Origin of the sequence: Haloactinospora alba, assembly GCF_006717075.1 — a bacterium.
In the GTDB taxonomy this organism is placed as follows: domain Bacteria; phylum Actinomycetota; class Actinomycetes; order Streptosporangiales; family Streptosporangiaceae; genus Haloactinospora; species Haloactinospora alba.
Window position 1 is genome coordinate 3,162,733 of record NZ_VFQC01000001.1, and the last position, 21,502, is coordinate 3,184,234.

Annotated in this window: 19 protein-coding genes, 1 tRNA gene, 1 pseudogene and 1 CRISPR repeat array (1 of these 22 cut by a window edge); of the genes and pseudogenes, 7 read left to right on the forward strand and 14 right to left on the reverse strand. The window is 69.9% G+C overall.

The window, feature by feature from the left end; genetic code table 11:
* Position 1: 1 nt before the first annotated feature.
* Positions 2–1,798: an albusnodin/ikarugamycin family macrolactam cyclase gene (locus FHX37_RS14195; RefSeq protein WP_141924353.1), complete on the reverse strand. Its 1,797-nt coding sequence runs from the start codon at positions 1,796–1,798 to the stop codon at positions 2–4.
* 59 nt (positions 1,799–1,857) lie between these two features.
* Positions 1,858–1,974, reverse strand: a complete 117-nt coding sequence (locus tag FHX37_RS14200; RefSeq protein WP_246062288.1) for a putative RiPP precursor — start codon at positions 1,972–1,974, stop codon at positions 1,858–1,860.
* A 165-nt stretch (positions 1,975–2,139) separates the two neighbouring features.
* On the opposite strand from FHX37_RS14200, the gene FHX37_RS14205 reads away from it, so the two are divergent.
* From FHX37_RS14205 to FHX37_RS14215, 3 genes are read left to right on the forward strand one after another with little or no spacing between them, the layout of a single operon-like run.
* Positions 2,140–2,343 (forward strand): hypothetical protein, encoded by a 204-nt coding sequence (locus tag FHX37_RS14205; protein ID WP_141924354.1) that lies wholly within the window; start codon positions 2,140–2,142, stop codon positions 2,341–2,343.
* Entirely contained in the window at positions 2,327–2,875 is a 549-nt protein-coding gene (locus FHX37_RS14210) for a DUF6879 family protein (RefSeq protein WP_141924355.1), read from the forward strand. Before FHX37_RS14205 ends, FHX37_RS14210 begins: the two co-directional genes overlap by 17 nt.
* Positions 2,872–3,762 (forward strand): helix-turn-helix domain-containing protein, encoded by an 891-nt coding sequence (locus FHX37_RS14215; RefSeq protein ID WP_141924356.1) that lies wholly within the window; start codon positions 2,872–2,874, stop codon positions 3,760–3,762. The genes FHX37_RS14210 and FHX37_RS14215 overlap by 4 nt, the downstream gene beginning before the upstream one ends.
* Positions 3,763–4,012: 250 nt before the next feature.
* Here the strand turns inward: FHX37_RS14215 and FHX37_RS14220 are convergent, their stop codons facing one another.
* The 4 genes from FHX37_RS14220 to pruA all read right to left on the reverse strand — a co-directional run bounded on the left by FHX37_RS14220 (position 4,013) and on the right by pruA (position 8,376).
* Complete coding sequence (locus tag FHX37_RS14220; RefSeq protein ID WP_141924357.1) at positions 4,013–4,411, reverse strand: hypothetical protein; 399 nt, start codon at positions 4,409–4,411, stop codon at positions 4,013–4,015.
* A gap of 321 nt (positions 4,412–4,732) precedes the next feature.
* Positions 4,733–5,620, reverse strand: a complete 888-nt coding sequence (locus tag FHX37_RS14225; RefSeq protein ID WP_141924358.1) for a Bax inhibitor-1/YccA family protein — start codon at positions 5,618–5,620, stop codon at positions 4,733–4,735.
* 127 nt (positions 5,621–5,747) lie between these two features.
* The gene (locus FHX37_RS14230) at positions 5,748–6,674 is read right to left on the reverse strand and encodes a proline dehydrogenase family protein (protein ID WP_141924359.1); all 927 of its coding nucleotides are present in this window, start codon (positions 6,672–6,674) and stop codon (positions 5,748–5,750) included.
* A gap of 76 nt (positions 6,675–6,750) precedes the next feature.
* A complete protein-coding gene (gene pruA / locus FHX37_RS14235; protein ID WP_141924360.1) occupies positions 6,751–8,376 on the reverse strand; it encodes an L-glutamate gamma-semialdehyde dehydrogenase in 1,626 nt (541 codons plus the stop codon).
* A 126-nt stretch (positions 8,377–8,502) separates the two neighbouring features.
* Between pruA and FHX37_RS14240 the strand changes: the two genes are divergently transcribed.
* Complete coding sequence (locus FHX37_RS14240; protein WP_211351836.1) at positions 8,503–10,248, forward strand: helix-turn-helix domain-containing protein; 1,746 nt, start codon at positions 8,503–8,505, stop codon at positions 10,246–10,248.
* Between the two features lie 68 nt (positions 10,249–10,316).
* Here FHX37_RS14240 and FHX37_RS14245 read toward each other — a convergent pair.
* The 6 genes from FHX37_RS14245 to eno form a co-directional block, all read right to left on the reverse strand.
* Positions 10,317–10,393, reverse strand: a tRNA-Leu gene (locus FHX37_RS14245).
* A 125-nt stretch (positions 10,394–10,518) separates the two neighbouring features.
* Positions 10,519–11,898: an NAD(P)/FAD-dependent oxidoreductase gene (locus FHX37_RS14250; protein WP_141924361.1), complete on the reverse strand. Its 1,380-nt coding sequence runs from the start codon at positions 11,896–11,898 to the stop codon at positions 10,519–10,521.
* Between the two features lie 329 nt (positions 11,899–12,227).
* Positions 12,228–13,268, reverse strand: coding sequence for a Ppx/GppA phosphatase family protein (locus FHX37_RS14255; protein ID WP_141924362.1), 1,041 nt, complete (start codon positions 13,266–13,268; stop codon positions 12,228–12,230).
* On the reverse strand, positions 13,265–13,864 hold the full coding sequence (locus FHX37_RS14260) for a DUF501 domain-containing protein (protein WP_141924363.1): 600 nt from the start codon (positions 13,862–13,864) through the stop codon (positions 13,265–13,267). Before FHX37_RS14260 ends, FHX37_RS14255 begins: the two co-directional genes overlap by 4 nt.
* 61 nt (positions 13,865–13,925) lie before the next feature.
* Positions 13,926–14,456 carry an FtsB family cell division protein gene (locus FHX37_RS14265; protein ID WP_246062289.1) on the reverse strand — a complete coding sequence of 177 codons (531 nt, stop codon included), beginning with the start codon at positions 14,454–14,456 and terminating at the stop codon, positions 13,926–13,928.
* 11 nt (positions 14,457–14,467) lie between these two features.
* Positions 14,468–15,751 carry a phosphopyruvate hydratase gene (gene eno / locus FHX37_RS14270; RefSeq protein ID WP_141924364.1) on the reverse strand — a complete coding sequence of 428 codons (1,284 nt, stop codon included), beginning with the start codon at positions 15,749–15,751 and terminating at the stop codon, positions 14,468–14,470.
* A gap of 295 nt (positions 15,752–16,046) precedes the next feature.
* Here eno and FHX37_RS14275 point away from each other — a divergent pair, with 295 nt between their 5' ends.
* Positions 16,047–16,955: a sulfite exporter TauE/SafE family protein gene (locus FHX37_RS14275; RefSeq protein ID WP_141924365.1), complete on the forward strand. Its 909-nt coding sequence runs from the start codon at positions 16,047–16,049 to the stop codon at positions 16,953–16,955.
* A 35-nt stretch (positions 16,956–16,990) separates the two neighbouring features.
* Here the strand turns inward: FHX37_RS14275 and FHX37_RS14280 are convergent, their stop codons facing one another.
* Entirely contained in the window at positions 16,991–18,373 is a 1,383-nt protein-coding gene (locus tag FHX37_RS14280; RefSeq protein WP_141924366.1) for an NAD(P)H-quinone dehydrogenase, read from the reverse strand.
* Positions 18,374–18,632: 259 nt separating this feature from the next.
* On the opposite strand from FHX37_RS14280, the gene FHX37_RS14285 reads away from it, so the two are divergent.
* Complete coding sequence (locus FHX37_RS14285; RefSeq protein WP_141924367.1) at positions 18,633–19,460, forward strand: purine-nucleoside phosphorylase; 828 nt, start codon at positions 18,633–18,635, stop codon at positions 19,458–19,460.
* A 64-nt stretch (positions 19,461–19,524) separates the two neighbouring features.
* Here the strand turns inward: FHX37_RS14285 and FHX37_RS14290 are convergent, their stop codons facing one another.
* The gene (locus FHX37_RS14290) at positions 19,525–19,902 is read right to left on the reverse strand and encodes an ArsR/SmtB family transcription factor (RefSeq protein ID WP_141924368.1); all 378 of its coding nucleotides are present in this window, start codon (positions 19,900–19,902) and stop codon (positions 19,525–19,527) included.
* A 425-nt stretch (positions 19,903–20,327) separates the two neighbouring features.
* Between FHX37_RS14290 and FHX37_RS14295 the strand changes: the two are divergent.
* A pseudogene (locus tag FHX37_RS14295) lies at positions 20,328–21,205 on the forward strand (IS5 family transposase).
* A 70-nt stretch (positions 21,206–21,275) separates the two neighbouring features.
* A CRISPR array of direct repeats spans positions 21,276–21,502; the repeat unit is 31 nt; unit sequence GTTGCGATCCCTCCAGGGGTGATGAGTGGAC (it continues 134 nt past the right edge of the window).

The window sequence follows — 21,502 nt, forward strand, 5'->3', positions numbered from 1 at the left end:
GTCAGAAGTCGCTCCCTCCGTGTGCGGCTACCGGCCTTTCGTTGTGGGCGAGCCATAGCTCGGCGGCGAGAAAGGACTCGAACAGCGCCAGCCGACCGGGGGCGCCTGCAATCAGACGTTCCAGGTCATCTCGGACAGCGTTTCGGTCGATAACACCCCGGTCGGCAAGGCGTGACTCATGCACTATCTGGCGCAGGGTGGCGGCGTTGGCGTGAATGCTCGTGTAAGCGGCAGTGTCGTGACTCCCCTTGGTAGGGCGTTCCAGTACGTAACGAGGAACCAAGCCCTCCAATGCGGATCCGAGCAGCGGTTTCTGCCGATGCGTTGAGTACCGCTGTGCGACAGGTAGGGACATGCAGGCGCGGATCACCTCGTTGTCCAGGAACGGAGAGTCGAGATACACCCCCACAGCTGAGAACTGGGCCCGGCGTTCGGCGTGGTGCGTCCCGTACTCGTGGAGCTCGGCCCAGGCCCGGTCGCGGCTGCTGGGCTGGGAAGCTGAATCGCGGGCCGCGGCTTGTGCGGCTGCGTGGGCGCGCTGCGCCAGTTCCTTCTGGGCGTCCTTGGTGAGCCATGCCGCGAAGCTGGGGGGCGGAAACCAGGTGAGACGGTCTTTGGGCCTGGGGCGGCGCCACGTACCGTCCGGATTCTCCACGGAGCTGGCAAAGCTGCGGAGCGCTTGTGATGGGGAGGTGCGCGCGAGTGCGAAGGAGCGTGACAGCACCGACGCTGTCGCTTGGTGACGCGTGTCGGCGTAGTCGCGAGCGTGCTGGAGGAGCGAACGCCACTGTGGGGGAGCCGTGAGGTCGGCCAAGGCGAAGGGAACGGAAGCGAGTAGTGTGTCTCCTCCCGAACCGGAAAGGTGAAGGGTGCTCCCGTGCGCACGGATCATCTGGTGGTAGGAGGTGTGCGTTCCCCAGCGTGGCGCGTCGCTGAAGAGTTGGTCTGTAGGCGGAACCCGGTCGAGTTGTGTGAAGAGCGCGTGCCTCTCGTCGTGCACGACGCGGTGGTGCAGGTTCGGGAACTCTTCCGCGCAGGCGATGGCATAGCGTTGGTCCTCGTCCTCAGCGCCGGTTGTTCGGGTCAGTGCTAACAGTGGCGCGCGTGTCGCCTGGGCCGTGAGCAACGCGATGCTCGATGAGTCCAGTCCGCCGCTGAGGTCGGTACTGATCGGTCCGGTGGTGTTGCGGACACGTGCGAGAACGGCTCGGAGAAGTGCGTGACGTAGGCGTGGAGCTGCCACGCCGGAGTCCGTGTGCGGGGGTGGAGGCTCGTAGGGCCGCACCACTGAGCCTGTGGGAGTGACGTGTAGTAGATGGCCTCCCGGAACGCGGTACACCTCACGGAACGTCGTGCGTTCCGCGACGATCTCCGGAACCGTGGGGCAGGTCAGTAGCGCCGAGAGCGCAGTGTCGTCCAGTGCCCTCTGGTGGGATGCTGCGAGCAAGCGGGCGGACGAGGACCACGCGCAGCCGTGCGGGTGGCTCGTGTAGTACACCGGCCGGGAGCCGCAGAGGTCGGTAAGGACCGTGGTGGTTCCCTGGTGCCAGGCGATCACCCAGTACGATCCGGGCCAGTGGGTGAGCCTCTGCCACTGTCGCGCGCGCACGGCTGTTATGCCCTCGTGCACCTCGGCGTCCGACGCGTGGCAGGATCCGACTACAGCGATGGCGGTGTCCTCCGCTACAGCCGTACGGATGCGGGTTCCCTGCTGAGCGGAGACGCGGGGCGCGGTCGGCCAGTCCCACAGAGCGGTGCCGTGTCCAGCGGCCGAGTACCGGTCCGCGATCCAGAGCATGCTGGCCTCCCGACTCTTCCGACCGTGGGGCGAGGAGCCCACCCCACGGTGAACGGCCGCTACTCGAAGTAGCGCTCCTGGTCCATGCTGTCCTCGGCGTATCGGCCCAGCGTGGCTTCGTCAGCCGTGTCCAACTCGACCACAGCGGGGGCTTCGTAGTACTCGTGCGGCTCCAACGGGATGTTCTCCTTCCGATCCGGGCTGTCGACGGCAGTTTCTATTCCATTGGTAATGGAATAACGCGCGATTGACAACCCCTCTTTGTTCGCTCCGGATTCCCCTCGTGACACTCGGAGTTATTCCATTCATAATGGGATAAGCTTCGACCCCCAGGAGGACCAATGGAGCTGGCGCGTATAGCTGGCGATTGTCCTGATCGCCGCACATGCCCCACTCTGTACGAGACCGACCGGGATACGGTCCTCGTGCAGGGATACGAACTACCGCCCGAGGAGCACACCCGCCTGGCGGTGCCGGAAGGTGAGTCCGTGGTCGAGATCCCCAAGTCCCTGTTGCAGGAGGCCGCCCGTGCTGACCGCGTCTGAACTCGGCGACTACATCGAGTCCCGCCTCACCCGCTCGGCGTTCCGCTTGGAGGTTCTGGACCGCTACGAGGTCGCCGCGGACGGCGGGGACTTCGCCCGTTATCTCGCGGGGGAGCCAGACCCCGACTACGAACGCAAACAGCCTTGGCTGGATCAACTCACTGCTGAGTACGAGGCCGGGATCCTGAACCACCGGGTACACGTACTGCGCACGCCCCTGAGCGACTACCTGCGCTACGAGTGCGAATGGGGCTACCTCCTCAACGCGCGGGCTGGGGAGGAGATCCACATCATCGATCTGGCTGAGCAGCCGGAGCCGGAAGGGCTGGTCGATCACGACTTCTGGCTCGTTGACGACCGTTACGGTCTCCGCATGTACTACTCCCCGGAAGGGCGGTTCCACGGAGCGGAGCCCGTTGACGATATCGTCTCCTACCAGTACGCGCGGGATGCCGCGCTCGCGGCAGCGCAGCCGTTCGAACGGTGGTGGAACCGGCATCCGGAGGAATGGAGAGCCAACCAGCCTGTATGACACCGCCAACGTCGCATGAGGCCGGGCACGGACCGACGGACCGCGCCCGGCTCGCACGTGCGCTCCGGGAGGCCCGCCGCGCCGCTGGCATCGGCGGTATCGAGGCCGGCCGCCGCGCCGGGATCTCGCAGTCCAAGGTCTCCAAGGTGGAACGCGGCCTGCTGGTGCCGACGGTGTCGGATGTGCAGGCCCTGAGCGAGGTCTACGGACTCGCCGCAGCGGATCGGGACCACCTGTGCGCGCTGGCGGCCGGGCTGCGCGAGGAGTCGTCGGCGCGGGTCATCCTCTCCCGGGGAGTCGCGAACTTCCAGCGCCGCATCGGAGAGATGGAGAGCTCGGGTTCGCTCGTACGCTCGTTCCAACCGGTCCTCGTACCGGGAACGCTGCAGACCGCCGACTACTCCCGCTGTGTGTTCCGCGCGGCCGCTCCCGGTGTTCAGCTTCCCGAGGAGGAGGTCGAAGCGGCCGTCACCGAACGCCTCACCCGCCGCGCACGGCTCGGCGAGGACGGTACGCGGCACCGGATCGTGGTCACGGAGGGGGCGCTGCGCTGGCAGGCGTGTTCCGCCCGGACCATGGCCGAGCAGACGGAGACACTCCTCAGCGCTCTCTCCTGGCCCGGGGTCATGCTCGGCCTGATCCCGTGGAGTACGCCCGTACGCGTGTTTCCCGGGCACGGCTTCCACATCTACGACGAGGACGCCGTGATCGTCGGCACCGAGACCGCCACCGCCACTCTCACCAGCGCGGCCGACCTCGCCACGTACCGGGACCTGTTCACCGCCTTGGAGGGGACCGCCCGCTTCGGCGCGGACGCGCGCCCCCACTTGGAGCGTATCGCCGCGGAGTACCGCGCGCTGGACGCGGAACCGGATGGGCAGCGTTGACCGGCGGGGCGCCGCGGGCGGGGCAGCACTTCAGAGGCGGTAGCGAGTGGCGGCGTGCAGGAACGCGGTCCACTCCGCGGTCGAAGGTGAGGAAACCGCGCTCGCCCTGGGTGGAGTCGCCCACGGCTGACGCATCCCGACTCACGGCAGTTCCCTTCCCACGTCACGATAGCGGCGACAGGCCGCACAGCACGTGAACCAGCTCCCTCGCGGTCCGGGGTCCCATCATCGGGGCACGGCGCCGGCCCGGTCAGGAGGCCTCGGTGCCCTGCTCCTGTGTGAGGGAGTTCCGCAGGGCGGCCCAGTCGTCGGGGTGGGCCATGCCGCGGTAGACGGGCAGGACGATGCGGCTTTTGCCGGTGGTCATGACCAGGCGCGTTCCGCTCGCGTCGATCCGGGCGCGGGGAGGTAGGGCGGTGATCGCCTTGGGGCCGCGCATGATCGGGACAACGAGCCGGTCGTTGGTGAGGGTGAAGTAGGGCATGCTCCGGTAGGCCAGACCGAAGCCGAAGACGACCAGGGACGGGATGATGGCCGACAGGCCGGTCCCCACGTCGTACCGGACCGAGAGCCAGATGCCGAAGAGCACCAGTGCCAGTCCGATACCGAGGAAAAGGGAACTGAGCCACCGGGCGAAGCGGACCTTCATGTCGTAGCTCCTGGGGGAGGAGAGAGAGCAGGAAGGCCATGTTAGCGACCTCCCCATGGGAGGTCTATGCGGTGCTGCACCCGTCGTTGGCCCGATCGCGGCGCATGAGCCAGCTCCACGGGCTCGAGGCCGGTCCGCGGACTCGGGACTCGCGAATCCTCCGACGGGGGAACCGAGGTACAGGGCCACCGCGAGCACATGACCGCCCGGTCCCGTGGACGGCGAGGATCACGGTCTGGCGGATCGCGACGCCACCGACCGCAGCGCAACGCCCCCGCCCGGGAATCGGACGGGGGCGTGAGCACGCTGTCTGAGGGGGACTTATTCGCCGCCGAAGATGGCGTAGAGCATCCACAGCAGGCGCAGGATCTCGATGTAGAGCCACACCAGGGTGACGGTGAGACCGAAGGCGAAGTGCCAGGCCATCTGGTTCGGGACGCCCATGGCCAGTCCGTCCTCGATGCCCTTGAAGTCCATCGCCAGCACGGCGCAGGCCAGGATGATCATCCCGAGGGTGAAGACCACTCCCAGCGGGCCCGCCGAGCGCAGCCCCAGGCCGCCGTCGATGAAGAAGCTGGCCACCAGGTTCACCAGGACCAGCACCAGGGCGGCGACCAGCGCCGCCGACACGACCTTCACGAAGGTGTTCGTCACCCGGATGACGCCCGTGCGGTACAGCCCCAGTGTCGCGCCGAACGCGATCAGGGTCCCCAGTACCGCCTGGGTGACCAGTGCGCCGGTGGCCGCTCCCGCCGCCAGCTCGAAGAAGCGGCTGATCCCGCCGACGAACAGCCCCTCCAGCGCGGCGTAGGTGAGGATCAGCGCCGGGTTCGTGGACTGTTTGAACGCGATGACCAGGCCCAGGACCAGGCCGCCGAGGGCGCCGCCGATCGTCAGCAGCATCCCGAGGCCGGGGTTCTGGGGGTCGAACAGGAAGAAGTTCGCCACGGCGGTCAGCACCACCATCCCGAGCGTCATCCCGGTGCGCATGACCACGTCGTCAATGGTCATCCGCCCGCCGCCGGGAGCCGTGCCGCCGGGGTGCTGGCCCGGCTGGGGGGATCCCGCGTAGGGCTGCTGGTAGCCCTGACCGTATCCGGGTTGCGCGTAGCCCGGCTGGCCGTAGGGCATCTGGTGGGCCTGCCCGTATCCGGCCTGACCGGGCTGCATCACCCGCTTGAGCGCGGGGTTGGAACTCCTCATCCGCATGATGTCTCACAAGCCTTTCCAGGGCGTGACGCGTGCTGCCTTAAACCTAACGCACTGTCCCCCGCCCCGGGTTCCCGACAGCAGCACCCCGGTTACGGGCCGGGCGCGCCGTCCGCCACGCCCGGCCTCAGCCCCTGCTCACCAGGGAGCGCAGGAAGAACGTGAGGTTGGCGGGCCGTTCGGCGAGTCGGCGCATGAAGTAGCCGTACCACTGGTCGCCGTAGGGGACGTACACCCGCATGCGGTTGCCGTTGGCGGCCAGCCGGGTCTGCTCCGCGTCCCGGATTCCGTACAGCATCTGGTACTCGTAGCTGTCCGCCGTGCGGCCGGTGGTCTCGGCGAGTTTCCCGGCGATCGCCACCATGCGCGGGTCGTGGGTGGCGATCATGGGATAGCCGTCCCCCTCCATCAGGGTGCGCATGCACCGCACGTACGCCCGGTCGATGTCGGCCTTGCTCCGGTAGGCGACCGAGGCCGGCTCGTCGTAGGCGCCCTTGCACAGCCGCACCCGCGATCCCGCCTGGCGCAGGTCGCGGCAGTCGGCCTCGGTGCGGTGCAGGTAGGCCTGCAGCACCGCTCCCACCCCGTCGAAGTCGGCGCGGAGCTCGCGCAGGATGGACAGGGTCGAGTCGACGGTGGTGTGGTCCTCCATGTCGAGGGTGACGGTGGTGCCGGCCTCCTCGGCGGCCTGGCAGACGCGCCGGGCGTTCTCCAGCGCGATCTTCTCCCCGTCCCCGGGCAGGAACTGCCCCACGGCGGAGAGCTTCATCGACACTTCGGCGCGGTCGGCGAGCCCGGCGTCGGAGAGTTCCTTCAGCAGCCGGGTGTAGGCGGTCACGGTGGTCTCCGCCTGGGCGGCGTCGGTGACGTCCTCCCCCAGGTGGTCCAGGGTGACGAGGCGGTCGCGGGTGATGTCCGCGACAGCGGGGAGCGCCGACTCCAGGGTCGAGCCGGCGACGAAACGCGAGACGAGCCCCCGGGTCACGGGGGTGCGTTCGACCAGGGTGCGGCAGGTGGTGGAGCGCGCCGCCGCCAGGAGGAATGTGCGAAGCATGTGCGACCTCGTGTGTGTGACCGGTGGTACGGGTCCCGGGCGAACGGGTGCCCGGGCCCCGGGTGGTACCCGCTCGTTACCCCTGGTGGGGGTAGCCGGAGGATGTCGGGGGGACGAAGGTCTCCTTGATCGCGCGGGGGCTGGCCCAGCGCGCCAGGTTCTGGGCCGAGCCGGCCTTGTCGTTGGTGCCCGAGGCGCGGGCGCCGCCGAAGGGCTGCTGGCCGACCACCGACCCGGTGGGTTTGTCGTTGACGTAGAAGTTGCCGGCGGCGAAGCGCAGCACCTCCTGGGCCTTGTCCACCGCCGCGCGGTCGGTGGCGTGCACGGCCCCGGTCAGGGCGTAGCCCGACCCCTGGTCCACGACGTGCAGGATGCGCTCGTAGTCCTCGTCGTCGTAGACGTGCACGGCGACGACGGGTCCGAAGTACTCGTCGCGGAACACCTCGTTGTCCGGGTCGGTGCCCAGCAGCACGGTGGGACGCACGAAGTAGCCGTGGGTGTCGTCGGCGGTGCCGCCCGCCAGCACCTCCAGGGTCGGGTCGTCCTTGACCCGCTCCAGCACGCCGCTGAGCTTGTCGAACGACCGGCGGTCGATGACGGCGCCCATGAAGTTGCCGAAGTCGGTGACGTCGCCCATGGGAAGCTGTTCCACCTCGGAGACGAGGTCGTCGCGCATCCGCTCCCACACCGAGCGGGCGACGAACACCCGGGAGGCCGCCGAGCACTTCTGGCCCTGGAACTCGAAGGCGCCGCGGACGATCGAGGTGCGCAGCGCGTCCGGGTCCGCGGAGGAGTGGGCGACGATGAAGTCCTTGCCGCCGGTCTCCCCGACGATGCGGGGGTAGCTGCGGTAGGTGGCGATGTTCTCGCCGACGGCGCGCCACAGGTGCTGGAAGGTGCGCGTGGAGCCGGTGAAGTGCACCCCGGCCAGGTCGGGGTCGTCCAGGGCGACGTCGGAGACGGCGTGGCCGTCGCCGGTGACCATGTTGATCACGCCGGGGGGCATGCCGGCCGCTTCCAGCACGCGCATGGTCATCTCGGCGGCGAGCTGCTGGGTCGGGGAGGGTTTCCACACCACGACGTTGCCCATGAGGGCGGGGGCGGTGGGGAGGTTGCCGGCGATGGCGGTGAAGTTGAACGGGGTCACCGCGTAGACGAAGCCCTCCAGCGGCCGCTGCTCCATCCGGTTCCACTGGCCGGCCGGGCTGTAGGGCTGTTCGCCCATCAGGCGGCGCGCGTAGGCGACGTTGTAGCGCCAGAAGTCGACGAGCTCACACACCGCGTCGATCTCGGACTGGACGACGGTCTTGGACTGGCCCAGCATCGTGGCGGCGTTGATGGTCTGGCGCCACGGTCCGGATACCAGGTCGGCGGCGCGCAGCAGGATGGCGGCGCGTTCGTCGAACGGCATGGCGCGCCAGGCCGGTGCGGCGCGTTTCGCGGCATCCACGGCGGCGCGGGCGTCCTCGTGGGTCGCGTTGCCCATGGTGCCCAACACGTGCGCTGTTTTGTGCGGTTGGACAACGTTGATGCGTTCGCCGCCGCCCATGCGGCGTTCGCCGCCGATCGCCATCGGCAGTTCGACCAGCTCGCTGGCCATCTTGCCCAGCCGTTCGGCCAGCTCCGCGCGTTCCGGCGTTCCCGGAGCGTACGTGAGTACGGGTTCGTTCGCCGGTGTGGGGACGTTCGTGGCCGCGTCCATGGCACCTCCCTGGCGTGAAAGCGGATGATCAGGGCTAACGTTAGGAGCGAACACGCCGGGTGTCGTTATGGAAGCGCCCACTCTTGGACACGGTGGCTTGGCCGGTAGAACAAACGCGGAGGGATCATGGACGAAACGCCCGGTCCGGACGGTGGGACGGCCGCGGAGGACGAGGGGCCCGGCATCCCGCTGCGTCAGCTCCTGCTCGCCGTCGGCGACCCGCTGGTCCGGGTTCTGGCCGCCCCGGCGGGGTTGGACGTGCGGGTGGACAACATCGTGATCGTGGATCCGGACGACCAGGCGGAGGCGGGCCCGCTGGACCTGGCGCTGCTCATCGGGGCGCGGGGGGACGCGGCGCGGCACCTGGTGCGGTCGGCGGCCCGCCGCGGCGCCTCGGCGGTCGCGGTCAAGACCCGGGCGAGTACGGCGCCGGGTGACCACGGGAACGGTCTCACGCCGGGCCAGCAGCCGTTCCCGGAGGAGGCGGTGGAACGGTTGCGGACCGTCGCCCGGGAGAGCGGGGTCGCGCTGCTGTCAGTACGTCCGGACGTGCGGTGGGAGCAGCTGCAGTCCCTGTGCCGGGGCGTGCTGGACGACGCCCGGCTTCCGTCGGCCACCGACCTGGACGCGGCCGGGGACCTGTTCTCACTGGCGCAGACGATCGCGACGCTCACCGGCGGTCTGGTCAGTATCGAGGACGCGGCCAGCCGGGTGCTGGCCTACTCCGGCGGGGAGGAGGCCGACGAGCTGCGTCAGCTGTCCGTGCTGGGCCGCCAGGGGCCGGAACAGTACCTGGCGCTGCTGCGGGACTGGGGCGTGTTCTCCCGGCTGCGGTCGGGCGAGGAGGTGGTGCACATCGACGAGCGCCCCGAACTGGGCATCCGCCGGCGCCTCGCGGTCGGCATCCACGCGGGTTCGCAGCCGTTGGGGACCATCTGGGTGCAGGAGACCCAACAGCCGCTGGCGGCCGGCGCGGAGGAGGCGCTGCTCGGGGCGGCGCGGATGACGGCCCTGCACATGCTGCGGCACCGCAGCGAGATGACGTTCGGGCTACGGCTGCGGGAGGACCTGCTGAGCGGCCTGTTGGAGGGGCGGATCGAGGCGGCGGCGCTCGCCGACACCGTCGAGGTGTCCCCGCAGTGTTCCGCGCTGGTGGTGGCGTTCGCGCTTCCCTCGCCCGCACGGGAGGGGAACGGGTCCCCGGAGGGGGCCGGGCGGGACCGCTCCGGTCAAGAGCTGAACCGCCGCAGGCTGGTGGACCTGATCTCGGTGCACACCGCCGCCTACCGGCGGTCGGCGCTGACGACCGCGCTGGGGGGCCGGGTGTACGCGCTGCTGCCGGAGGTGTCCGGAGGGGCCGACGGCGCCGACTCCTCGGTGCGGGCGCTGACCCACAAGACGGTCCGGGCCGCGCAGCACGCGCTGGGGGTTCCGGTCCAGGCGGCGGTGGGTTCCCTGGTGGAGGCGCTGGACGACGTGTGGCGGTCGCGGCACGAGGCGGACCGGATCCTCGACGCGGTGGGACGCGACATGCGGGTGGATGTGAATCCCGCCACGATCGCGGACGTGCGTTCGCGCGTGCTGGTGAGCGAGACGCTCGCGCACCTGCGCAACGTGCCGGAGCTGCGTGACCCGCGGGTCACGGCGCTGGTGGAGTACGACACGGCGACCGGGTCGCAGCTGGTGCGTTCCCTGGTGGCCTACTTCACGGCGTTCGGGGACGTGCGGCAGGCGGCGCGGCAGCTGCACATCCACCCGAACACGCTGCGGTACCGGGTGCGCCGGGCGGAGTCCGTGAGCGGGCTGGACCTGTCGGAGTCCAACGAGCGGCTGTTCGCCCACCTCCAGCTGCTGCTGGAGTTCGAGCGCTGAACACCGCGGTGCGGACATCGCCCGTCGGCGCCGCTCGGGGTGGACCACGGGAGTCGTCCCTGGTCGCCTGGTACCCCCGGTCGGGTTCGAACCGACACTTGTGACCCTTTTAGGGGGCCTGCCTCTACCGTTGGGCTACGGGGGCCCCACCATCATACCCGTCTTGGTGCATTCGGCAGGATTCGCATCGGTTCCGGGCACGAAAAAACGGCACGGCCGGGCCCGACGCGAACGGGTCGGGGCTCCGGCCGTGCCGTCGTCCGGCCAGGCTCAGCTCGCGCGGCGCAGCAGCTGCCCGTTGGCGACCTGGGGATTGGCGGCCTCCTCGAACGCCTGGTGCGGCTCGCCCATCTCCGGCAGCGCGGTGAAGTCGCGCCGCAGGAGCAGACCGAGCGTCCAGTCGGCCAGGACCCGCAGCTTGCGGTTGAACGTGGGGACCGCGAACAGGTGGTAGGCCCGGTGGGCGTACCAGGCGGGGCGGCCGGTCAGCTTGATCTTGCCGAAGAGCTGGGCCGCGCCCTTGTGCAGCCCGAGCCCGGCCACCGCGCCGAGGTTGGTGTGCCGGTAGGGCTTCATCTCCTTGCCGCGCAGGGCCGCGATGACGTTGTCGGCCAGCACCGGGGCCTGGCGTACGGCGTTCTGCGCGTTGGGCGGGTAGAAGCCGCCGTTGCCGTCCGGCACCTGGGCGCTGTCGCCGCCCGCGAACGCGTTCTCCACCCCGTTGATGGTGAGGTACTCGCTGGTGTCGGCGTGGCCCTTGGCGCCGAGCGGGAGGTCGCTGGCCTGCAGCACGGGGCTGGGCTTGACCCCGGCGGTCCACACGAGGGTGCCCGCGTCGAACTCGGTCCCGTCGCTGAGCTTGATGTGCCCGTCGACGGCCGACTCCAGGAACGTGGACAGCCGCACGTCGATGCCGCGCTGTTTGAACTGGTTCATCGACTTCGTGCCGACCTCGGGACCGACCTCGGGGAAGATCTTGTCCGCCGCCTCGATCAGGTAGAACCTCAGGTCGTCGATACCGATCGAGGAGTAGATCCGTGTGGCGTCGCGCGCCAGGTCCTCCAGCTCGCCGATGGCCTCTGCCCCGGCGAAGCCGCCGCCGACGAACACGAAGTTGAGGGCCTTGCGGCGCACCTCGAGGTCGTCGGTGGAGTCGGCGATGTTGAGCTGCTCCAGCACGTGGTTGCGCAGGTAGGCGGCCTCTTCCACGGTCTTGATGCCGATGCCGGACTCGGCCAGTCCCGGGATCGGCAGCGTCCGGGAGATCGCCCCCGCGGCCATCACGATGTGGTCGTAGCTGATCTGGTAGGGGTCGCCCTCGTTGGGTTCGAAGTCGACCGTGCGCCCGGCGTGGTCGATACGGATGACCCGGCCGTTGAGCACGCGTGTGCGTTTCAGGACCTTGCGCAGTGGGACGACAGCGTGTCGTGGCGAGATACTGCCCGCCGCCAGTTCGGGGAGGAACGGCTGATAGGTCATGTAGGAGTTCGGGTCGACCACCGTGATCCGGGCCTCTCCCGGTCCGAGCTTGCGTTCCAGCCGCTTCGCGGTGTGCATCCCGAGATAGCCGCCCCCGACGACCAGTACGTGCGGTATCTCGGACTCGTCACCGCCACCGTGCACCAGCCGGTAGTTCCTGCTCTGGGTCATCGCGCATCCGCCTTAGATCCCCGCTTCGCACTCCCCACCGGGAGTACGAAAATCGGTAAGTCTTCTTTGACTGTCATCTTCCTGTCGGCTTTCTAGGGAAAGAAAGCTATTTCTTCTTGTCTAGCCGGGACTGCTTCCGCCATCCATGCTTGTGCATTCTTTCACAAGCCTCCCCTGTCAAGGAAGGAACGAACATGAAAGGTTTAGACCATCGTAGAACGCGGGTATACCTCTTCTGTCCAGCTCAGCGCGGTTGTGAATGGTTTCACGCGCGTTCTCAGGAGTGATCCGTCTCACTCTCGGACGGGGAACCCGGCGCGGCCGCCCGGCTACGGACCGGAGACGTCGCTCTCCTCGTCCTCGGGATCGGGCAGGCACAGGCTCCAGGCGAGCCCGTCCAGGATGTCGTGTTCACTGGTGAGGAAACCACCGGCGCCGGTCCGGACCATCACCCGCTCCAGGACCAGCGCGCCCGCGGCGATCACGTCCACCCGTCCCGGGTGCATCACCCCGATCGCGGCGCGCTGCTCGTGCGGCATCGCCAGCAGCTCCCGGGAGATCTCCCCCATCCGGCGCGCGGACACCCACGTGTGGTGGATCCGCTCGGCGTCGTAGCTCGGCAGGTCCAGCGCGATACCGGCCACCGTCGTGGCGGTCCCAGCGACGCACACCACCGTCGCCGCGTCGTCCAGCGGCACCGTGCGCGCCGCTTCCTCCAGCGCCGCGTCGATGTCGGCCCGGGCCGCGGCGACCTGGTCCTCCGCGGGCGGGTCGGTGGTGAAGTGCCGCTCCGTCAGCCGGACGCACCCCACGTCCACCGACCGCGCCGCGCGCACCGCCCCCGCCTCGTCGGCCTCGGCGTAGCCCAGCACGAACTCGGTGGAGCCCCCGCCGGTGTCCACCACGAGGAACGGGCGCTGCACGGGCGCGCCGCCGGCGGTCTCGGCCCCCTGCGGGGCGCCGGCGGCCTCGATCTCGGCCGTGGCGCCGACGAACGACAGTTCCGCCTCCTCGTCCCCGCTGATGATCTCGGGCTCGATCCCGAGGATCTCGCGCACCCCGTCGATGAACTCCTGGCGGTTGGACGCGTCGCGCGTGGCGCTCGTCGCCGCCATCCGCACCGCGTCCGGGCCGAGCTCCACGCCGTTGTCCCGCATCAGCTCGGCGTACTCGCGCAGCACGGTGAAGGTGCGTTCCAAGGCCTCCGGGGCGAACGCCCCGGTGCGGTCCACACCCTGGCCGAGCCGCACCACCTCCATACGCCGCTCGATGTCGAGCAGCTGCACCTCGCCGTCCTCCAACGCGAGCACGTTGGAGATGAGCAGGCGGATCGAGTTCGTGCCGCAGTCCACGGCCGCTACGCTGCTCACTCTTCGTTCCCTTCACTGTCGTCGTCGGCGCCCGCGCACGCGGCGGCGCCGTGTTCCGTTGCCACGCACGGCCCGTCGCGCCACCAGTCGGGCAGCGCCTCCAGCGCCTCCCGGCCCAGCGGGTTCGTTCCGGGCTCGGCCAGCTCGTGGCCGACCAGCGCGTGCAAGCACTTCACGCGGGTGGGCATGCCGCCCGCGCTCTGCATCCCCTCGGGCAGCGGGTCGCCGCCGTCGGCGCGGGCCTGTTCGGTGCGCGCCGCCAGGTAGGCCTCGTGCGCCCGCTCGTAGGACGCCCGCAGCTCCGGTTCCGTGTCCAGCCGTTCGGTCATCGTGCGCATCACGCCCTCGGACTCCAAGGTGCCGACGGCGGAAGCGACACGCGGACAGGTCACGTAGTACAGCGTCGGGAAGGGGGTCCCGTCTTCCAGGCGCGGTGCGGTGCGCACCACGTCCGGAAGGCCGCACGGGCAGCGGTGCGCCACGGCGCGCAGGCCGCGCGGCGGGCGCCCGAGCTGTTCCTCGACGGCGGCGGCGTCCTCGGGGGCGGGCCCTTCCCGGTCCGAACGCGCCTCACCGTGGTCATCAGGGGTAGTCATAACCTGTCCAGGTTATCCCCGCCCCGGAGGGGGACGCGGCACGGCCGCGGTGCGGCGCCCCTCACCGCTCGGGTGGCTGCGCCTCGGGGATCTCCTCCGCGTCAGGGCCGGGCTCGTCGGCCTCCCGCACCGACTCCCACAGCCGGCTGAACCACGGTTGGGACTTCTCCTCGGCATCCTCGCCGTCCTCGTCGCCCTCCGTGCCGGACACGATGACGTAGGAGTGCTCCCCCGGGTACTGGTAGTGCAACCGGGAGCGGGCCTCGCGTTCGATGTAGTCGGGGTCCTGCAGCCGCTCGCGGCGCTCCCTCAGCTCCTCCACCTTCTCGCGGGTCTCCTCGCGTTCCGCCCGCAGCTGGGCGATCTCGGAACGCTGGGCGATGTACTCCCGCAACGGATAGGCGAGGCTCAGCGCTATCGCGCACACCACCAGCGCCAGTATCGCGGCGCGGCTGGTCAGCGCGGGGCGGGACGGAAGCAGCCGTCCCGCCCCGGCCCGGCCCCCGCGGCCCTGACCGCGCGCGGGGCGCGGCCCCGCCCCACCCGGGCGGGAACCGCGCGAACGCTTGGGCTGTGGGGAATCCTCAGGCACGGCCCGTCAGCCTACTTCCGGCCCGCCGCGCGCGGGAAGGCCGACGCACCCGCGTACACGGCGGCGTCGTCCAGCTCCTCCTCGATCCGCAGCAGCTGGTTGTACTTGGCCACGCGCTCGCTGCGCGCCGGGGCGCCGGTCTTGATCTGGCCGGCGTTGGTCGCCACCGCGATGTCGGCGATGGTGGTGTCCTCGGTCTCCCCGGACCGGTGCGAGATCATGGCGGTGTAGCCGTTGCGCTGCGCGAGGGAGACCGCCTGCAGGGTCTCGGTGAGCGTGCCGATCTGGTTGACCTTGACCAGTAGCGAGTTCCCCGCTCCCTGGTCGATGCCGCGCTGCAGCCGCTGGGGGTTGGTGACGAACAGGTCGTCGCCCACGATCTGCACCCGGCCGCCCAGGGCGGCGGTGAGCTCGCTCCAGCCGTCCCAGTCCTCCTCGTCCAGCGGGTCCTCCAGGGAGACGAGGGGGTAGGAGTCCACCAGCTCGCTGTAGTACTGGGCCATGTCACTGGCCGTGCGCTTCTGGCCCTCGAACTGGTAGGTGCCCTCGGAGTGGAACTCACTGGCGGCGATGTCCAGCGCGAGCGCGATGTCGGTTCCCGGCGTGTAGCCGGCGGCGCGGATCGCCTCCAGGATGAGGTCGAGCGCGGCCCGGTTGCTGGAGAGGTTGGGGGCGAACCCGCCCTCGTCGCCGACGCCGGTGTCCAGCCCGTGGCCCTTCAGCACCTTCTTGAGCGCCTGGTAGACCTCGGCGCCCCACCGCACCGCCTCGCGGAAGCTGGCGGCGCCCACCGGGGCGATCATGAACTCCTGGATGTCGACGTTGGTGTCGGCGTGCGCACCACCGTTCAGGATGTTCATCATCGGCACGGGCAGGACGTGGGCGTTGGGACCGCCGATGTAGCGGAACAGCGGCAGGTCCAGGCTCTCGGACGCGGCTCGGGCGACGGCCAGCGAGGTCCCCAGCGCCGCGTTGGCGCCGATCCGGGACAGGCCCGCGGTGCCGTCCAGGTCGAGCAGCGCGCGGTCGATGAGCCGCTGGTCGTCGGGGGTGAATCCGAGGATCTCGTCGGAGATCTCGTCGTTGACGGCGGCTACGGCGTTCTCCACGCCCTTGCCGCCGTAGCGGTCGCCGCCGTCCCGCAGCTCGACCGCTTCGAACTGGCCGGTGGAGGCACCGCTGGGAACAGCCGCCGTGGCGGTGGTCCCGTCGTCGAGCAGGACCTCGACCTCAACCGTGGGATTGCCCCGGGAGTCGAGGATCTCCCGTCCCTGCACTGACTCGATCGACGCCAACGTCGTACTCCGTTTCTCGTGGTTGGTCCGGGTTCACGCGCCGCTGACGGCGCGCGCGGAACCGGCCGAACATCGCCGGCCCGGGGCGGCCTCCCCGCTGAGGCGGACGCGGGAACACCGCTGCTGCGCATCCGAGCCTAGCGACCCGGTCAGCACTACGTCTCGCCCCGGCACCACCGGCCCGGCCACCGGCGCGTTCGCCGTTCCGAACGGGAACCGGGGTTGGCGAAACGCACCCAATCCTCTACTATTCCCACCAAAGAAGTAGAAAATAAGCGACCACGAAGGCCCGGCCATGCAGACCCTTGTCCTCCTTGGCTTCGTCGGTCTCCTCGCCCAACTGATCAACGGGAGCCTGGGCATGGGGTACGGCGTCGCCTCCACCACGTTCCTGGTGACGCTGGGAACGGGTCCTGCCCTGGCCTCGGCGACCGTGAACCTCTCGCAGGTCGGGTCGCAGCTCGCGTCGGGCTTCGCCCACTGGCGGTTCGGCAACGTCGACTGGCGGATCGTGCGCCACCTGACCCTGCCGGGCGCCGCCGGGGCGTTCGCGGGGGCGGTACTGCTCAGCCGGATCTCCACCGCGGCCGCGGCCCCGCTGATGTCGAGCATCCTGCTCGCGCTGGGCACCTACATCCTGGTGCGGTTCACCCTGGGCGGAGTTCCCCGCCCCACCCTGAACCGGCCGCTGCGCGCCGCGTTCCTCGCGCCGCTGGGGCTCGTGGCCGGGTTCATGAACTCCGCCGGCGGGGGCGGCTGGGGCCCGGTCGGCACCACCGCGCTACTGGCCAGCGGGAAGGCCGAGCCCCGCAAGGTCATCGGGTCGATCAGCACCAGCGAGTTCGCCATCGTCCTGGCCGGCAGCGCCGGCTTCGCCGTCGGCCTGGGGCTGGGCGGCATCAACCTCGGCTGGGTCGTCATGATGCTGCTGGGCGGTGTGCTGGCCGCGCCCATGGCCGCCTGGCTCGCCCGGACCGTGCCCTCGCGCCTACTGGGCCCGGCGGTCGGCGGGATGATCGTCGTCACCAACGTGCGCGTGCTGCTCGACAACGCGTGGGCGCAGAACCACGCCGCGGTGGGCTACACCGTCTACGGCGCCGTCGCCCTGGCCTGGGCCGCGGCCGTGGCGTGGTCCTGGCGCGCCCACCGCGCGCAGCGTGCGGCGGCCGCCCCCGAGCGGGAGGCCGCACCGCAGCACGGTTAGACCCCTGGACGGCGGCCCGGCGCCGCCGCGCGAGCTCACTCGGGCGAGGCCTGCATCAGGGAGCGCGCCGCCTCGGTGACACTGCCGGACAGGGACGGGTACACCGAGAACGTGTGCGCGATGTCGTCCACGGTCAGCCGCTGCTGCACCGCCAGCGACACTCCCAGGATGAGCTCGCTCGCGTTGGGGCCGATGATCACACCGCCCAGCACGATCCCGGTGTGGCGCCGGCAGATCAGCTTGACGAAGCCGTCCTTGCTGCGGTTCATCTTCGCGCGCGGGTTGGTGTCCAGCGGCAGTGTGACGATGCGCCCGTCCACCTTGCCGGAGCGCACGTCCTCCTCGGTCACCCCCACCGCGGACAGCTCCGGGTGGGTGAACACGGTCGAGGCCACGGTGGACAGTTTCAGCGGCGACACCGCCTCGCCCAGCGCGTGCCACATCGCGATGCGGCCCTGCATGGCCGCCACCGACGCCAGCATGTTCACCCCGGTGCAGTCGCCGGCGGCGTACACGCCCGGGGTCGAGGTCCGCGACACCCGGTCGACCTGCACGAAACCGCCCTGGTCCAGGTGCACGCCGGTCTCCTCCAGGCCGATGCCCTGGGTGTTGGGGATCATCCCCACCGTCATCAGGCAGTGGCTGCCCTCGATCTGGCTGCCGTCGGACAGCTCCACCAGCACCCCGTCACCCGTGTTGGTGACCGCCTGGGCGCGGGTGTTGGCGAGCACGGTCATGCCGCGGCGCGCGAACACGTCCTGCAGCACCTCGGCCGCGTCGGCGTCCTGGGTGGGCATCACCCGGTCCCGGGAGGACACGAGGGTCACCTGGGAACCCAGTGCCTGGTAGGCGTTGGCGAACTCGGCGCCGGTGACGCCCGAACCCACCACGATCAGTTTCTCCGGCAGGCTCTCCAGGTCGTACAGGTGGCGCCAGCTCAGGATGCGTTCCCCGTCCGGCTGGGCCGAGGGGAGCTCGCGCGGGTGGGCGCCGGTGGAGACCAGCACGATGTCGGCGTGGATGCGACGCTCGCCCACCGCGACGATCCGCGGGTCGACCATCCGGGCCTCCCCCGCGATGACCTCCACACCCTCGGCGACGAGGCGGGCGTAGGTGTCCTGGGACTGGGCCCGGGCCAGCCGCTTCACCCGCGGGTTCACCGCCGCCATGTCGGGCTCGACGCTGCACTTGTGGTCGGGTTCGCCGCCGAGGTTGACGCCGAGCCTGGACGAGTCCGTGACGTAGGTCGTGTGCACGGAGGTGGCGATGAGCGTCTTGGACGGGACACAGTCCGTCAGGACACAGGCACCTCCGATACCGTCGCGGTCCACCACCGTCACGTCGGCGCCGAGCTGGGCGGCAACCAGGGCGGACTCGTACCCTCCGGGGCCGCCACCGATGATCACGACTTTCGTCACGTCCGTCTCACTCCTTCACCGCGGCCACGGCGTCCGGGATCGCCTCGCCGTTCCGCGTCAGCCCGGGGAATCGCTCACCTCTCACCCCCATTGTCCTTCATTACGGGAAACATCGTTCTCAGCGGCACCGCCGTACCCAGCATCGCCGCACGGGCCGCAGCCGCCGCGCGGCGTTTCCCGATATGGGCCACACCTCGCTTCAACACGCTGAGTAACAAATCATGAATAATCAGTGATCGGACAGGTACGCTCCGCAGGTGTGAGCGACCCCACGCACTACCACTCGGGAACGCGTACCGCGGAGGCCAAGGCGCTCGCGGTGACCGCGGCGGACGAACTACGGACCAGGTGCGACACCGACGGCTACGACGCCGTGGTGGTCCTCGGATCGGGATGGACCCACGCCAGTGGCTCTCTCGGAACGCCGGACACCGAGTTCGATGTGACCGAGCTCTCCGGGTTCTCCGCCCCTTCGGCCGTGGGCCACTCCACCAAGGTGCGCAGCCTGCGTCTGGGGACGACCCGTGTCCTCGTCTTCCTCGGACGCACCCACCTGTACGAGACCGGCGCCCCCATGCGGGTCGCCCACGCCGTACGCACCGGTGTGGCCGCCGGTGCCGAACTCGTCGTCCTCACCGGGTCGGCGGGGGCGTTGCGCAACGACTTCGCGGAGGGCCAGCCGGTCATGGTGCGCGACCACATCAACCTGACCGGAACGTCGCCGCTGTCCGGGGCGGACTTCGTGGACCTGAGCGAGGCGTACTCCCCGCAGCTGCGCCGGGAGCTCCAGCACCTCGACGGTTCGCTGACCGAGGGCGTGTACGCGACCACCACCGGGCCGCACCTGCAGACTCCCGCCGAACTGCGGATGCTGCGCATGGCCGGAGCCGACCTGGTGGGGCACTCGTTCGCGCTGGAGACGATCGCGGCGGTGGAGATGGGGGCCCAAGTGCTGGGGCTGGCGATGGTCAGCAACGACGCCATCGGGGCGGTTCTGGACTCGTTCGACCCGGCCCGGGCGCTGCGGGTTCCCGAACAGCGGGCTCCCGCCATGGGTGAGCTGCTGTCCCGTTTCCTGCAGGGGTGACACCGGCCCTGCCTGGGGCGCGGGACCCGCCCGGCGGCGCGCCGCACGGGCACCGCAGTGGCGTTCAGCCGGCCTGCTGCCGCACCGGCGCTCCCTCTTCCCCCAGCACGCGCACACCGCCCACGCGGTGCCCCTCAGCGACCGCGAGGGCGAGGACACCGGGGAACCGCCGCTCGCACTCCGCGCGACGGAGGTCGTTGCGCCTGCGGGTGCCCTCGTCCCACTGGTGGAGCACTCCCGCCTCGCGCAGAACGCGGAAGTGGCGTGAGGCCGCGGACTTGCCCACGGGCAGGTCGAACCGGCCGCAGGCGGTGCCCGGGTGGTCGGCGAGCGCGGCGACGATCCCCAACCTGACCGGGTCACTGAGGGCCGCCATCACAGTGGTGAACTCCATCTCCTCGGCACTGGGGTGCACGAGCGGAGTCGCGTTTCGGCTGGCCATAGTCCCGATTATGCCGCATCACACGCTCGCGTAGCCGCGAGCGCCAAGCGTGCGGAGCGGAGGAACGCATGTCCGGGACCGGATCCCCAGAGCCATGGGTGTGTGCCCTGGAAGAGGCGCGTCATGAATCCTGAGGACGTGTTGCGATCCCTCCAGGGGTGATGAGTGGACGGCGGATCCTGGCCCACGGGGCGGGCGGCTGGATCGGGGTGCGATCCCTCCAGGGGTGATGAGTGGACGCGGTCCCAATACGACATTGTTCCCCCGTCCATCGTTGCGATCCCTCTAGGGCCTGTTTGGTAATTGGTGCGATCAGGGGAAAACGCACCGATCCGGTCACACCAGGCGTGTCACCCCGCACATAAGCGAAGCCTTCGGTAGACGAGTCAACGACCAAGAAGACCACACCCACCGAAGGCTTCACTGTGACCCTACCCGGCCCCGCACGCGGTGACCTCACCGACGCCCAATGGGCGCTGCTCGAACCACTCCTGCCCACCCCCGCCGCCGGCCGCCCACCCTCACGCTCCAAACGCCAACTGATCAACGGCATCCGCTGGCGGGTACGGGTCGGCGCTCCCTGGCGCGACGTGCCCGAACGCTACGGCCCCTGGCAAAGCGTCTATGACCTCTTCCGCCGCTGGACCCGCAACGGCACCTGGGCCCGGATCCTGACCGCCCTGCGCTCGCGGGCCGACGCGGCGGGGCTGATCACCTGGGACATCAACGTGGACTCCACCGCGGTGCGCGCCCACCAGCACGCCGCCGGGGCCGCGGAAAGGGGGAAGGCCGGGATCACGAAACGGTCGAGCCCGACGATCACGGGCTGGGCCGCTCACGCGGAGGGTTGAGCACGAAGATCCATCTGGCCTGCGAACAGGGACAAAAGCCGATGTCGGTGGTGGTCACCGCCGGGCAGCGGGGAGACGCACCGCAATTCGCACCGGTGGTGGAGGGCATCCGGGTGGCCGGACACCAGCGGAGCGGTCCCGCGCGCACCCGACCGGTGCGGGTGCGCGCGGATAAGGCCTACAGCTCGACGGAGATCCGTGCCTACCTGCGCAGACGCAAGATCAAGGCGACGATTCCCGAACCCGCGGACCGGGTGCGCAACCGCAAACGCACCGGGCATCGCGGGGGCCGCCCGCCGGGGTTCGACAAGGTCGATTATCGGGCCCGTCACGCGGTGGAGTGCGGGATCAACCGGCTCAAACGGCACCGGGCGGTGGCCACGCGCTATGACAAGCTCGCGCTTCGCTACGAGGCCACCATCCAGATCGCGGCCATCAACGAATGGCTCTAACTTCCCAAACAGGCCCTAGGGGTGATGAGTGGACACTGACAGCCGTTGCGTCGTATGTGCAGCGGAGAGCGTTGCGATCCCTCCAGGGGTGATGAGTGGACCTGCTTCCTTGTCGGAGCCCTGATCGGACTTGGGGTCATGTTGCGATCCCTCCAGGGGTGATGAGTGGACACGTGGCCGTCACCCGCGCCCAGCAGACCCTGTTGCGATCCCTCCAGGGGTGATGAGTGGACTCGCCTCGGAAGCGATCGCCCGTCCGAACCGAAAGTTGCGATCCCTCCAGGGGTGATGAGTGGA

Excerpts from the sequence above, each read along its gene's own strand:
- FHX37_RS14195 (WP_141924353.1), bottom strand. The coding sequence starts at position 1,798 with ATGCTCTGGATCGCGGACCGGTACTCGGCCGCTGGACACGGCACCGCT.
- FHX37_RS14205 (WP_141924354.1), top strand. The coding sequence starts at position 2,140 with ATGGAGCTGGCGCGTATAGCTGGCGATTGTCCTGATCGCCGCACATGC.
- FHX37_RS14215 (WP_141924356.1), top strand. The coding sequence starts at position 2,872 with ATGACACCGCCAACGTCGCATGAGGCCGGGCACGGACCGACGGACCGC.
- FHX37_RS14220 (WP_141924357.1), bottom strand. The coding sequence starts at position 4,411 with ATGAAGGTCCGCTTCGCCCGGTGGCTCAGTTCCCTTTTCCTCGGTATC.
- FHX37_RS14225 (WP_141924358.1), bottom strand. The coding sequence starts at position 5,620 with ATGCGGATGAGGAGTTCCAACCCCGCGCTCAAGCGGGTGATGCAGCCC.
- FHX37_RS14230 (WP_141924359.1), bottom strand. The coding sequence starts at position 6,674 with ATGCTTCGCACATTCCTCCTGGCGGCGGCGCGCTCCACCACCTGCCGC.
- pruA (WP_141924360.1), bottom strand. The coding sequence starts at position 8,376 with ATGGACGCGGCCACGAACGTCCCCACACCGGCGAACGAACCCGTACTC.
- FHX37_RS14240 (WP_211351836.1), top strand. The coding sequence starts at position 8,503 with ATGGACGAAACGCCCGGTCCGGACGGTGGGACGGCCGCGGAGGACGAG.
- FHX37_RS14250 (WP_141924361.1), bottom strand. The coding sequence starts at position 11,898 with ATGACCCAGAGCAGGAACTACCGGCTGGTGCACGGTGGCGGTGACGAG.
- FHX37_RS14260 (WP_141924363.1), bottom strand. The coding sequence starts at position 13,864 with ATGACTACCCCTGATGACCACGGTGAGGCGCGTTCGGACCGGGAAGGG.
- FHX37_RS14275 (WP_141924365.1), top strand. The coding sequence starts at position 16,047 with ATGCAGACCCTTGTCCTCCTTGGCTTCGTCGGTCTCCTCGCCCAACTG.
- FHX37_RS14290 (WP_141924368.1), bottom strand. The coding sequence starts at position 19,902 with ATGGCCAGCCGAAACGCGACTCCGCTCGTGCACCCCAGTGCCGAGGAG.